13 protein-coding genes are annotated in these 12145 nt (G+C 57.2%); 7 read left to right on the top strand and 6 right to left on the bottom strand.

Annotation, left to right across the window (positions count from 1 at the left end; translation table 11 throughout):
• Positions 1-63: 63 nt before the first annotated feature.
• Together QZ517_RS17870 and QZ517_RS17865 are read right to left on the bottom strand one after the other, a co-directional pair.
• A complete protein-coding gene (locus QZ517_RS17870) occupies positions 64-783 on the bottom strand; it encodes an ATP-binding cassette domain-containing protein (protein ID WP_294229646.1) in 720 nt (239 codons plus the stop codon).
• The gene (locus QZ517_RS17865; protein ID WP_294229643.1) at positions 777-1481 is read right to left on the bottom strand and encodes an ABC transporter permease; all 705 of its coding nucleotides are present in this window, start codon (positions 1479-1481) and stop codon (positions 777-779) included. The genes QZ517_RS17870 and QZ517_RS17865 overlap by 7 nt, the downstream gene beginning before the upstream one ends.
• Positions 1482-1815: 334 nt before the next feature.
• Between QZ517_RS17865 and QZ517_RS17860 the strand changes: the two genes are divergently transcribed.
• Positions 1816-2859 carry a TRAP transporter substrate-binding protein gene (locus tag QZ517_RS17860; protein WP_294229640.1) on the top strand — a complete coding sequence of 348 codons (1044 nt, stop codon included), beginning with the start codon at positions 1816-1818 and terminating at the stop codon, positions 2857-2859.
• Positions 2860-3066: 207 nt separating this feature from the next.
• Positions 3067-4131 (top strand): pyridoxal-phosphate dependent enzyme, encoded by a 1065-nt coding sequence (locus QZ517_RS17855; RefSeq protein ID WP_294229637.1) that lies wholly within the window; start codon positions 3067-3069, stop codon positions 4129-4131.
• Positions 4132-4187: 56 nt separating this feature from the next.
• Here QZ517_RS17855 and QZ517_RS17850 read toward each other — a convergent pair whose 3' ends face one another.
• From QZ517_RS17850 to ade, 3 genes are all read right to left on the bottom strand, one after another.
• Positions 4188-4475 carry an HU family DNA-binding protein gene (locus QZ517_RS17850; RefSeq protein WP_132861006.1) on the bottom strand — a complete coding sequence of 96 codons (288 nt, stop codon included), beginning with the start codon at positions 4473-4475 and terminating at the stop codon, positions 4188-4190.
• Positions 4476-4607: 132 nt separating this feature from the next.
• Positions 4608-6080: an AMP nucleosidase gene (locus QZ517_RS17845; RefSeq protein WP_294229630.1), complete on the bottom strand. Its 1473-nt coding sequence runs from the start codon at positions 6078-6080 to the stop codon at positions 4608-4610.
• Entirely contained in the window at positions 6077-7885 is a 1809-nt protein-coding gene (gene ade / locus QZ517_RS17840) for an adenine deaminase (RefSeq protein WP_294229627.1), read from the bottom strand. Before ade ends, QZ517_RS17845 begins: the two co-directional genes overlap by 4 nt.
• A 191-nt stretch (positions 7886-8076) precedes the next feature.
• Here ade and QZ517_RS17835 point away from each other — a divergent pair, with 191 nt between their 5' ends.
• Entirely contained in the window at positions 8077-8832 is a 756-nt protein-coding gene (locus tag QZ517_RS17835) for a class II aldolase and adducin N-terminal domain-containing protein (protein WP_294229622.1), read from the top strand.
• 105 nt (positions 8833-8937) lie between these two features.
• The gene (locus QZ517_RS17830) at positions 8938-9315 is read left to right on the top strand and encodes a DUF6768 family protein (RefSeq protein WP_294229620.1); all 378 of its coding nucleotides are present in this window, start codon (positions 8938-8940) and stop codon (positions 9313-9315) included.
• 44 nt (positions 9316-9359) lie between these two features.
• On the opposite strand, the gene QZ517_RS17825 is transcribed toward QZ517_RS17830, so the two are convergent.
• Positions 9360-10304, bottom strand: coding sequence for a GlxA family transcriptional regulator (locus QZ517_RS17825; protein WP_294229617.1), 945 nt, complete (start codon positions 10302-10304; stop codon positions 9360-9362).
• Between the two features lie 75 nt (positions 10305-10379).
• Here QZ517_RS17825 and QZ517_RS17820 point away from each other — a divergent pair, with 75 nt between their 5' ends.
• The 3 genes from QZ517_RS17820 to QZ517_RS17810 form a co-directional block, all read left to right on the top strand.
• Positions 10380-11540, top strand: a complete 1161-nt coding sequence (locus tag QZ517_RS17820) for an acyl-CoA dehydrogenase family protein (protein ID WP_294229614.1) — start codon at positions 10380-10382, stop codon at positions 11538-11540.
• Between the two features lie 66 nt (positions 11541-11606).
• A complete protein-coding gene (locus tag QZ517_RS17815; RefSeq protein WP_294229611.1) occupies positions 11607-11888 on the top strand; it encodes a SelT/SelW/SelH family protein in 282 nt (93 codons plus the stop codon).
• Positions 11889-11918: 30 nt separating this feature from the next.
• Positions 11919-12145 (top strand): CoA-binding protein (locus QZ517_RS17810; RefSeq protein WP_294229608.1); only part of this gene is annotated, 227 nt, incomplete at its 3' end.

The following is a 12145-nucleotide window of genomic DNA, read 5'->3' as shown; positions in this document are numbered from 1 at the left end:
TGTCTGCCGTTGCCATGGCGCCACTCAATACCAAGGCCACCGCGGCAAGCGTTGTACCAAACTTCATTCGACTATGTCTCCATTAAGAAATGCGCGCGCTTCACTTGTTTTGGGTGAGGCAAAAAATTCTTCCGCAGGTGTCTGCTCCAGAATGTGACCGTGGTGGATGAACCAAACATCCTCCGCCAGCCGCCGTGCCTGACCAATGTCGTGCGTGGACATCACCACGCGTGTCCCGTCTTTGAACGCCTGCATAAGCAGCGTTTCAAATTCCCGCGTCGCCCGGCCATCCAGGTTGGCACAAGGTTCATCAAGGAACAAAATCTCAGGCTTGCGGATCAACGCCCGTGCCAAGGCAAGCTTCTGCCGCTCGCCGCCAGACAGCACAGTTGCCTGTTTTTGAGCGCTGTCAGACAAGCCGACACGCTCCAGCCATTCGCTCGCACGCTGTCGGGCGTCACTCTTGGAGACGCCATGCGTCACCAAGGGATAGGCGACATTATCAAGCGCCGTGCGTCGCATCATGATTGGTGCTTGAAACACAAACGCCTGTCGCGCCCGCGCTTCTTCTTCTGGGATTTGCCAGTCAATAGTCCCGCCTGGAGCCATGCGTTCCATGCCATGTAGCAAACGCAGAAGCGTGGTTTTGCCCGCGCCATTCGGACCCATAACAATCGACAGACCAGTCTCGCTCACCGTGGTGGTCACCGGTCCAAGCAACGTCTTGCCACGCCGCCGCACAACAGCATCTTTTACGCTCAGAGGCAGGATTTCGTTCACCATCGGCCACTCACCTCCGTGCGCGACAAGGTGTGGATCAACAAGTTCACCACCACCGCCAATCCAATCAGCACAAAGCCCAAGGCCAAGGCGAGGGAGAAGTTGCCCTTGCCGGTTTCCAAAGAAATAGCAGTGGTCAACACACGCGTGGCATTGTCGATGTTTCCGCCCACAATCATAATCGCGCCCACCTCACCAATTCCGCGCCCAAACCCTGCCAAAGACGCGGTCATAAGTGCGCGACGCCCGTCCCACAACAAGGTCAATATACGCTGCCATCGGGTGGTGTTCATGGAGATCAGCAGGTCATGGTACTGCGCCCATAACTCGCGAATGGCCTGATGGGCAATTGAGGCAATCAAAGGTGTCAGAATGATCACCTGGGCAATGATCATCGCGGTCGGTGTGAACAACAGTCCAAACACGCCAAACGGCCCCGCCCGCGACAACATCAAATAGACGATCAAACCCACCACAACCGGTGGCAAACCCATCAACGCATTGAGCGTCGCGATCACAAACCGCCGATACCGAAACCGGCGCACAGCCAGCCAACACCCCAGTGGTAAGCCAATACCCGAAGCAATGGCCACCGCCGTCAGTGTCACCTGCAACGAGCGCAACGAAATCTCGATCAGGTCCGCGTCAAATGTGACGATCAATCGGCCCGCTTCCAGCAAGCCTGCCAGTAATTCATTCATGCAACCGCTCTGGTGCCCCTCCTTGCGGCCAGCCCTCCCGGCGGCCGATGCTTACCATTGATGTGGTAAGTCTATCTAATGTCATTGTGCCATTTCACCGCTGAAGCAAGAGGGTGGTGTCACTTTCCCAGATCACCCTAACGCAGCCCCCCGAATTGGCGCAAATTGTCCACACACCTCCCCGTCAAAATGTCATTTTGTCCCAAGCGTTTTGGGCAGGATTACCCCTACAAAACAAAGAAACATGTCCAACTGGTCAAATTCCCCTTGGCAGAACGTCTTGCTTCAACAACACTCTCCCCAATCGGGAGAAAAGACTATTGGGAGGACCAACATGACCCTGCGCAAACCTATTTCCAAACTACTGGCCGCCGGTGCCGCAATGGCGCTCACGGCCACCGCCGCTCTGGCCCAAGACGTTACCCTACGCATGCACCAGTTCCTGCCACCGCAGGCCAATGTACCAAAGCTGATTCTGGACGTCTGGGCAGATGCCATCGAGAAAGACAGCGAAGGCCGCATCAAGATCGAGCGCTACGCTGCCATGGCTCTGGGTGGTAAACCACCAGAGCTGATGGACCAAGCCATCGACGGCGTCGCCGACATCGTCTGGACAGTCGTGGGCTATACACCAGGTCGCTACCCCTCCACCGAAGTGTTTGAACTGCCCTTTATGGTCGAAGACGCACGCGCGGGCTCTTATGCCTACGCCAAGATGTTTGACGCCCACATGAAAGACACCGAGTTCCAGAACCTGAAGATCTTCGGCACTTGGGTGCACGGTCCGGGCATGTTCCACACCAATGCTGCGGTGTCCTCCCCGGATGACTTAAAGGGCATGAAAATTCGCGGCGGCTCTCGTTTGGTGAACGAGCTGCTGAAACTGACCGGCGCCTCGCCAATTGGCATGCCAGTGCCAGCGGTCCCAGAAGCCCTGTCCAAAGGGGTAATCGATGGCACCACCATTCCGTGGGAAGTCACTGCAGCGCTGAAAGTGCCAGAGCTGGTGGGCAACCACACCGAGTTTGAAGGCAACGCGCTGTACACGCTGACCTTTGTTCTGGCGATGAACAAGGACCGTTACGAGTCCATGCCAGACGATCTGAAAGCCGTGATGGACAAAAACTCCGGTGTCGAATTCTCCGTATTCGCCGGTGGCGTGATGCAAGATATGGACGCACCCGCCCGTGATCTGGCTGTGGCCCGTGGCAACAACATTGTGACTGTGTCCGCCGAAGACGCTGCCAAATGGGCTGAGGTTGTTCAACCGATCTACAGCACATGGATTGCCGACATGGACAAACGTGGCCTCGACGGTCAGGCGATGATCGACGAAGCCAAAGCGCTGATGGAAGAGTACAAAAAGAACAACATGTAACTCTGACCACTGCGAACAAGATTGGCCGCAGCCCCGTGCTGCGGCCTTTTTTGTTTGCCGCAACGCCTCCAATTCAAAACGGCGTCACCACGACACTGGCCAACCAAGCGGCCCGTTCTTATTTCGGGTTGCGGCATTTACAGCCCTACTAATCTGCCCCCACGCCGCATAGCTTGATTGGAGAGAGTCCCAGTAAAGGAGGCGCTTATGCCCCGCCAAACCCAAGGCCGCGGCCGTCGTTATGACAGCATTTTGGACACCGTCGGCGACACGCCTGTTGTCCGACTAAACCGAATTGCCCCCAAACATGTGAACATGTTTGTGAAGTTTGAGGCCGCCAACCCAGCTGGCTCCGTCAAAGACCGCCTAGCGCTCAACATCATTGAAGCCGCGGAAAAAGACGGCCGCCTGAAACCGGGTCAAACCGTGGTTGAGGCCACGTCTGGCAACACCGGGATTGGCCTTGCCATGGTCTGCGCCGCCAAAGGCTACCCGCTGGTCATCACCATGTCCGAAGCGTTCTCCGTGGAACGCCGCCGCCTGATGCGCTTCTTGGGGGCAAAAGTTGTGCTGACCCCCAAAGCGCAAAAAGGCTTTGGCATGTATAAGAAGGCACAAGAGTTGGCCGAGCAAAACGACTGGTTCCTCGCCAGCCAGTTTGAAACCGCTGACAACGCCGACATGCACGAAAACACCACGGCACGCGAAATCCTCAGCGATTTTGCAGGCACCTCGCTGGATTACTGGGTCACCGGCTATGGCACCGGCGGCACGGTTGCAGGTGTGTCCCGTGCGTTGCGCCGTGAAAGCCCGGACACCAAGATCATCTTGTCCGAACCGGCCAATGCGGCACTGGTGGACTCCGGCTACACCAACACCCGCGACGCCGCCAATCAGGCCACCGAAAGTCACCCGGCGTTTGAACCACACCCCATCCAGGGCTGGACCCCTGATTTCATTCCTTGGGTGCTACAGGAAGCGCTCGACAACAAAGGCTACGATCAGCTGATCAAAACGCCGGGGCCTGACGGGATCAAATGGTCCCAACGCCTCGCTGCTGAGGAAGGCATCCTGGTTGGTATTTCTGCCGGGGCGACGCTGGCGGCTGCCGTTGAAGTTGCTCAGTCCGCACCTGAAGGATCCAACATCCTTGTGATGCTGCCAGACACCGGAGAGCGCTATCTTTCAACACCGTTGTTTGACGGCATTGCTGAAGGTATGTCGGATGAAGAGATCACCATCTCCCACTCCACGCCCAGCGCGCAGTTGTAGAAACAAAAAGGGTCGCTCAATTGAGCGACCCTTTCCGTAATCAGTGATCGAAGCGATCAGCCGTTCACGCTGTCTTTCAGCGCTTTGGCGATGGTCATTTTCACAACCTTGTCCGCGTCTTTCTTGATCTGCTCACCAGTTGCTGGGTTGCGAACCATACGCTCAGGGCGTTCACGGCAGTAGATTTTGCCAACGCCTGGCAGGGTCACTGCGCCACCAGCGGAAACTTCGCGGGTGATCAGTGCACAAACGGCTTCCAGAGCTGCGCCTGCGGATTTCTTGTCAGAGCCCATTTCTTCGGCCAGAGCGGCAACGAGTTGGGTCTTGGTCATCGGTTTTGCCATTTCAGGTCTCCATTAGTCTGCCCGATTAGTAGGGCCTCACGCCCGGCATTTAACGGGATGTTGTGGGTGAACACAATAAATTGTGTGCCAAAAATCGGTGTTTTTAAGGGTTTTCCACAGATTTCCGTAGGGTCAGAGGAAGGCAGTCTCGTCAAATGACCGTAATTTCCGCGAATGCAGCCGTTCCAGAGGCATTTCGCGCAAGCTTTCCATGGCGCGGATGCCAATTAACAAATGCCGCGCGACCTGTGTCTTATAGAAGTCTGAGGCCATGCCGGGAAGCTTTAATTCGCCATGAAGCGGCTTATCACTCACACACAGCAATGTCCCGTAAGGCACCCGGAATCGATAGCCGTTTGCGGCGATGGTGGCGCTCTCCATATCAAGCGCAATCGCCCGAGACTGGCTCAACCGCTGCACTGGTCCTGTGTGTTCGCGCAATTCCCAGTTTCGGTTATCAATAGTGGCCACCGTTCCGGTCCGCATCACACGCTTCAACTCAAAACCGGACAACTTGGTCACCTCAGCCACCGCACTTTCCATCGAGGTCTGCACTTCGGCCAACGCCGGGATTGGCACCCACACCGGCAGGTCATCATCCAGCACGTGATCCTCGCGCAGATAAGCGTGGGCCAGTACAAAATCACCAAGGCTTTGGGAGTTTCGCAGCCCGGCACAGTGCCCGACCATAATCCAAGCGTGAGGTCGTAAGACGGCAATGTGATCGGTTGCGGTTTTGGCGTTGGACGGCCCCACGCCAATGTTCACCAGAGTGATGCCAGAGCCATCTTCACGTTTCAGGTGATAGGTCGGCATCTGTGGCTGTTTGTCCACCGGCGCAATGGGCGTTTCCGCGTCGGTAATCTCCACATTACCAGTGCTGACAAAGCTGGTGTAGCCGGATTTTGGATCATCCAACATCTGCCGCGCATACGCTTCAAATTCGGTCACATAGAACTGGTAGTTGGTGAACAACACGTGGTTCTGGAAATGCTCGGGATCGGTGGCGGTATAATGACTCAATCGCGCCAGCGAATAATCCACCCGCTGCGCTGAGAACGGCGCGAGCGGTGCCACGCCATTCACAACCGCCGTGCCATTCACAATATCATCATTGGTGGTGGACAGGTCTGGCACATCAAAAATGTCACGCAGTGTGAAATCCGCCGCACCTTCTTGCGGCACCGTCATATCCGATTGCGCAGCCACAGCAAAGTGCACCGGAATCGGCGTGGTTGACGGCCCGACAACCACGGGCACGCCGTGGTTTTCCAACAAGAGCCCGATCTGTTGCTCGAGGTAATGACGAAACAGGTCTGGCCGCGTGACCGTGGTGGCATGCACGCCGGGCTCTGCCACGTGACCAAAGCTCAACCGGCTATCGATCTGCGCAAAGCTGGTCGTTGTGATGCGTATCTCCGGATAATACGCGCGAATGCGATGCCCGTCCGGTCCTTTGCGCAGGGCACGGCGAAACTGGTCACTCAGGTAGGTGGTTGCGATCTGGTACAGTTCCTCCAAACGCGCCACGGCGGCTTTGGCATCTGTAAAAGCTTCGGGGGCGGGGACTGCGGGGGAGTGCACGGGAATATTCTGTGGAGTCATTTCGCAGCCTTGATTACGTCAGTCATTTCAAATTTTGTCACATCCACCAGCCCAAGGTCAGAGATCCGAAGTTCCGGGATCACCACCAGGGCCAAAAGTGAGTGTTGCATATAAGCGTTGTTCAGCGTGCAACCACAAGCCTCCATCGCCTCCACCATGTTCTGCGCCTTAGCCGCAACTTCCGTCGCAGGGGCATCTGACATCAATCCGGCAATTGGAAGCTCCACCAAAGCCAGCTCTTTGCCATCTATGATCACGGTGACACCGCCACCCACTTCACCAAGCCGATTGGCCGCCATCGCCATCATCTCGCGATCTGTGCCAACGACAATCATATGGTGGCTGTCATGCGCCACAGTGGAGGCCATCGCCATCCGGCCCTTATAGCCAAAACCGGAGACAAACCCGTTGACCACATCACCAGTCGCGCGGTGCCGCTCCACCAGCGCAATCTGCGCCACATCCGTCTCTATATCACCCTGAACCACGCCATCCGAGACCGACAACTCAGCCGTCAACGCCTTGGTTGGCGCTTGATTTTCAATCACCCCAATCACATTGGCGGTAACTTGCGTAGCACCCTCCGGCGCCTTCACTTCAAAGTCCTCTGCCGTGCGTTCACGTCCCAAATTCACCGTCTGCCGGGCATGCTCAGGCCACTCAAGATGTGGGCAATCCACAAGCACCTCACCATCCAGAGCCACGGTTTTACCGCGCGCAATCACTTGCTCAATTGGCAACGTCTTCAGATCAGACGTCAAAATTACATCGGCACGTCTGCCCGGCGCAATAGAGCCCAAGTCCCGCTCCAAGCCAAAATGCGTCGCGGTGTTGATTGTGGCCATCTGCAGCGCCACCAACGGGTCACAGCCACAGTCAATCGCATGGCGCACCACGCGGTTCATATGTCCGTCGTTCACCAATGTGCCGGAGTGACAATCATCCGTGCACAGAATGAAGTTGCGCGGATCCAATCCCTTTTCGGTGATCGCCGTGATCTGCGTCTCCACATCATACCAGGCGGAGCCGAGCCGCATCATCATACGCATGCCCTGACGCACCCGCGCAATCGCATCCGCTTCACAGGTGCCCTCATGATCGTCTGCTGGACCACCCGCCGCATAGGCATGGAAATCCTTCCCAAGATCTGGCGACGCATAGTGCCCGCCCACGGTTTTGCCTGCATTTTGGGTGGCAGCAATTTCCGCCAACATCTGCTGACTGCCATTGATCACACCGGGAAAATTCATCATCTCCCCAAGCCCAATGATGCCGGGCCAGCCCATGGCCTCGCTCACATCATCCGGGCCAATTTCAAACCCTGTGGTCTCCAACCCCGGCGCAGATGGTGCGCAGCTGGGCATCTGGGTGAAGATATTGATCGGCTGCATCAGCGCCTCATCATGCATCATCCGCACGCCTTCCAGCCCCAACACATTGGCAATCTCATGAGGATCAGTGAACATCGTGGTGGTGCCATGGCCAATCACCGCCCGGGCAAACTCCGCCGGGGTCAGCATGCCACTTTCAATGTGCATATGCCCGTCACACAGGCCCGGAATCATGAACCGCCCATTGGCCTCGATGATCTCCGTCTGCGGCCCTTCGCAATGGCTGGCGTCCGGTCCGACATAGGCGATCCGCCCTTCGGCTACGGCAATATCGTGATCCGCCAACACCTCGCGGGTGTGCACGTTGACCCATTGACCTTTGCGAATAACGAGATCAGCAGGCTCGCGGCCCGCGGCCACGGCGACAAGACGGGGGGCAACATCTGCCCAAGAATGAAAATGCTTCTGTTCCATGGCCCACGGTGACATGTGTTTCAGACATGTTCAACCTCACCGCAGATGAAGCTTTTGCGAAATATCCTTCAGGTGGAAGCTGAAACCAAAAATGAACCCGGCTGACCAGTCACAAGTCAGAAACGACGTCGCAAACGCGCTTGACCAATGACCACTCACAATGGTCCGCTGTGCCAAACAAGGAGCCGTCCATGACTGTCACAGAGCTGCACCCCAACATCACCCACTGGCAAGAGCGCGTCGACATGGCTGCGGCCTTCCGCTGGACTGCGCGCCTCAATATGCACGAGGGTGTCGCCAATCATTTCAGCCTCGCGGTAAATGACGATGGCACCCGCTTTCTGATGAATCCCAATCAGAAACACTTTGCCCGCATCAAAGCCAGTGACCTGCTGGAAATTGACGCCAATAATCCAGACACGCTCACCGGGCCGAATGCGCCGGATCCCACCGCTTGGGGATTACATGGTGGCGTGCATCGCCACTGCCCGCACGCACGCTGCGTGATGCATGTGCATTCAATCTTTGCCACAGTTCTGGCCTCTCTTGCGGACAGCACGCTCCCACCGATCGATCAGAACTGCGCCACCTTTTACGACCGCGTTGTGGTGGATGACGGCTATGGCGGCTTGGCGTTTGAAGACGAAGGGGAACGTTGCGCAGCCCTTCTCACAGATCCCAAAAAGAAGGTCATGGTCATGGGCAACCATGGCGTGCTGGTGATTGGCGACAGCGTCGCAGACACTTTCAACAGGCTCTATTACTTTGAACGCGCTGCAGAGACCTACATCCGCGCCCTGCAAACCGGCCAGCCATTGCGGGTTCTGCCGCGTGAGATTGCGGAGAAAACCGCGCAGGAGCTGGAGCAATACCCGGAACAAGACGTGCGCCATCTGGCAGAGTTGAAGGCGATTCTGGACGAAGAAGGATCGAACTACGCGACCTGAAATTTTTCCATGACTTGACCTGACGGAACGACCTGTCGATGGTGTGGCGCGGCAGGATCAACCAACGCCCAGCAGACAGTCAGGGCATTCTGTAGGGAGCAGAACATGGACTATCTCGACATCCGGATCAAAGAACTGAGCAACGAGCAACAAGAGCATCTACTGCGAGCAAGCCAACCATTTGGCCTTTTGGGGCTGACCCGCTTAATGCGTCAGGGGCGCATCGGGTGGTTGTTTTGGGTCATGTTGATTGGTCACGTCGGTTTTTTGATCCTTGGTATCTCCTTGGCGATGCAGTTTTCGGTCGCAGTAGAGACTCATGACCTCATTCGCACCGGAATTGGCGGTGCAACCTCTTTGATTATCGCAGTTCAATTGCTGGTTGGCTTGGCACCGCATTTGCACGCCGAACGCACCAAACGGCGCCTGAAGCGGTTGGAAATATTGATTTTGTCACACAACAAGGATGACTCTTCGCAATAAGTCGCCGTCCGGCACACAACCATCTGCTCGCGCCAGAGTCTCGCTCACTCTGGCGCGCGCAAACTTTGTGGCGTTTTACCAAACTCCGCTTTGAAGGCCCGCGTCATGGCTGCCGGATTTTGATAACCGCAGCGCAATGCCACCTCAGCCACACTCAAATCGGTGTCCACCACCAGCTTGCGCGCCAGATTGAGCCGCAACCGCCGATACACAACCGCTGGCCTGGCCCCAAGCTCTGCCAACATCCGCGCCGCAAGCGTTTTCTGCGTCACACCCGCACGGCGCGCTACTTCGGGCAAAGCCAAAGGGTCTTCCAGATGGTCTTGCATCACCGCCAAAGCGCGATTCACAATCCGACCCGCAGGCGTCGCGCCGCCCTCGTGAGATCGCGCACTGTCCCGCGTCATAAACAACTGCGCCACTTCCAAAGCCAACGCCTGCCCAAAGTCGCGTCCAATCAAAAACATCACCAAATCAAACGCCGCCATGGCCCCGGAACAGGTCACCCGCGCCCCATCGATCACAAATCGCTCGCGTTCCGCCGTGACATCCGGAAACCGCTCGGCAAAAGCGATCAGCTCTTCCCAATGAATCGTGGCGCGATGCCCCTCCAACAGACCTGCTTCGGCCATCAACCAACTGCCAGTGTCCATGCCACATACCGTGTCAAACCGCTTCGCCGCCGCCCGCAGGGCGCTCTGCGTCTGCCAACCAGCATGATCCTTGAACCCATAGGACGGCATCACCACCAGCAAGTCGCCCGTGAACTCACTCAACCGCCCATGCGGCGCCACCGGCAGTTCACTGGAACTGCGCACCGCTGCGCCATCCAAAGACAAAAACGCCCAGTCATAAAGCGTCTTGCCCGACAGCGTATTGGCCGCCCGCATCGGCTCCACGGTGTTTGCCAGACAATGGTTGGAAAACCCGTCAAACAGCAAAACCCCAATCTTCTGCGGTGCAGCGGATGTATTTGACCAAAATTGCATGACACAAAGCTATTTCAGCATGATCTATTTGGTCAAGAACGCTCTGCTACCTTCAGCCATGTGAGGAAGCGCGCCATGCAATTTGATCTGACCGAAGAGCAAGAGATGATTGTCTCCACCGTCCGCAGTTTTGTGGAAAATGAGATTTACCCTTACGAGGCCGAGGTTGAGCGCACTGGCGAAATTCCCGAAGGCCTAGGCGAGCAAATCAAACAAAAGGTCATCGATCTTGGCTTCTACGCCTGCAACTTCCCCGAAGAGGTTGGCGGCGCGGGTCTGAATCATCTCGATTTCACCTTGGTGGAGCGCGAATTGGGGCGCGGTTCCATGGCCCTCACCCACTTCTTTGGCCGCCCGCAAAACATCCTCATGGCCTGCGAAGGGGAGCAGAGAGACCGCTATCTGCTCCCCGCCGTGCGCGGCGAACGCATGGACGCTCTGGCCATGACCGAGCCTGGCGCAGGCTCTGACGTGCGTGGCATGAAATGCGCAGCTGTGCGCGATGGCGGCGACTGGGTCATCAACGGCAACAAGCATTTCATCAGCGGGGCCGAACACGCTGACTTCTTTATTGTCTTTGTCGCCACCGGCGAAGATCAAACCCCAAAAGGCCCCAAAAAGCGCATCACCACCTTCCTTGTGGACCGCGACACGCCGGGCTTCACCGTGCGTAACGGCTACAAATCCGTGAGCCATCGCGGCTACAAAAACATGGTGCTGGAATTTGATGACTGCCGCCTGCCGGACTGGCAAGTCCTGGGCGAAGTCGACGGCGGTTTCGCGGTGATGAACGAATGGCTCTACGCCACCCGCATCACTGTCGCCGCCTTCTGTGTTGGCCGCGCCCGCCGCGCCTTTGACTACGCGCTGGATTATGCTGCCCAGCGCGAGCAATTTGGCCAGCCGATTGGCAGGTTCCAGGGCATTGGCTTTCAGATCGCCGATATGATCACCGAAATTGATGCCGCCGATCTCCTAACGCTCTCCGCAGCCGCCCGCCTTGATCGTGGTCTGCCTTCAAACCGCGAGATTGCCTCCGCCAAACTCTACGCTTCGGAAATGCTGGCCCGCGTGACCGACGCGGCGATTCAAATCCACGGTGGCATGGGGCTGATGGATGATTATCCACTCGAACGGTTCTGGCGCGACGCACGGGTAGAACGCATCTGGGATGGCACCAGCGAAATCCAACGCCACATCATCAGCCGCGACCTTTTGCGCCCGTTGGGGGCCTGATGGAAAGCGTTGTGTTGCGCACTCGCCTGCGGCACAACCTCGGCACCAAGCTGAGGGAGCTGCCACATGAAACCATCCGTCACGATCACCTATTGTGTGGGCTGCAACTGGCTGTTGCGCGCGGGCTGGATGGCGCAGGAGCTGCTATCCACCTTCAAAGACAACCTCGCTGGTGTGACAATCGCTCCAGCCGACGTGCCCGGCACTTACAAGGTCACTGTCAACGACACGGTGATTTGGGACCGCAAGCGCGACGGTGGTTTTCCGGAGGCCAAAGAGCTGAAAAAGCGCCTGCGCGACGTGATCGAACCGGACCGCGATTTGGGTCATCTCGACCGAGGCGCATAGTAACTCCGGCCCTTTTCGTCGGGGCCAGCCATGACACGTGACCTCTCTCGCCTGATCCATCCCAAATCCATCGCGGTGATTGGCGGCGGCGCCTGGTGCACAGAGGTGATCCGCCAGACCCAAAAAATCGGTTTTGAGGGAGATATTTGGCCCGTCCATCCTAACGCGCGGACCGTGTTGGGACACCCAGCTTACGCCAACGTCACGGACCTGCCCAGCGCACCTGACGCCACATTCATCGGCATCAATCGTCACGC

The sequence above is a fragment of the uncultured Shimia sp. genome (genome assembly GCF_913054185.1).
Classification (GTDB): domain Bacteria; phylum Pseudomonadota; class Alphaproteobacteria; order Rhodobacterales; family Rhodobacteraceae; genus Shimia.
Note: the sequence above shows the minus strand (reverse complement) of the source record. Positions and strands in the feature narration are given on the sequence as shown.

Excerpts from the sequence above, each read along its gene's own strand:
- QZ517_RS17870 (WP_294229646.1), bottom strand. The coding sequence starts at position 783 with ATGGTGAACGAAATCCTGCCTCTGAGCGTAAAAGATGCTGTTGTGCGG.
- QZ517_RS17865 (WP_294229643.1), bottom strand. The coding sequence starts at position 1,481 with ATGAATGAATTACTGGCAGGCTTGCTGGAAGCGGGCCGATTGATCGTC.
- QZ517_RS17860 (WP_294229640.1), top strand. The coding sequence starts at position 1,816 with ATGACCCTGCGCAAACCTATTTCCAAACTACTGGCCGCCGGTGCCGCA.
- QZ517_RS17855 (WP_294229637.1), top strand. The coding sequence starts at position 3,067 with ATGCCCCGCCAAACCCAAGGCCGCGGCCGTCGTTATGACAGCATTTTG.
- QZ517_RS17850 (WP_132861006.1), bottom strand. The coding sequence starts at position 4,475 with ATGGCAAAACCGATGACCAAGACCCAACTCGTTGCCGCTCTGGCCGAA.
- QZ517_RS17845 (WP_294229630.1), bottom strand. The coding sequence starts at position 6,080 with ATGACTCCACAGAATATTCCCGTGCACTCCCCCGCAGTCCCCGCCCCC.
- ade (WP_294229627.1), bottom strand. The coding sequence starts at position 7,885 with ATGGAACAGAAGCATTTTCATTCTTGGGCAGATGTTGCCCCCCGTCTT.
- QZ517_RS17835 (WP_294229622.1), top strand. The coding sequence starts at position 8,077 with ATGACTGTCACAGAGCTGCACCCCAACATCACCCACTGGCAAGAGCGC.
- QZ517_RS17830 (WP_294229620.1), top strand. The coding sequence starts at position 8,938 with ATGGACTATCTCGACATCCGGATCAAAGAACTGAGCAACGAGCAACAA.
- QZ517_RS17825 (WP_294229617.1), bottom strand. The coding sequence starts at position 10,304 with ATGCAATTTTGGTCAAATACATCCGCTGCACCGCAGAAGATTGGGGTT.
- QZ517_RS17820 (WP_294229614.1), top strand. The coding sequence starts at position 10,380 with ATGCAATTTGATCTGACCGAAGAGCAAGAGATGATTGTCTCCACCGTC.
- QZ517_RS17815 (WP_294229611.1), top strand. The coding sequence starts at position 11,607 with ATGAAACCATCCGTCACGATCACCTATTGTGTGGGCTGCAACTGGCTG.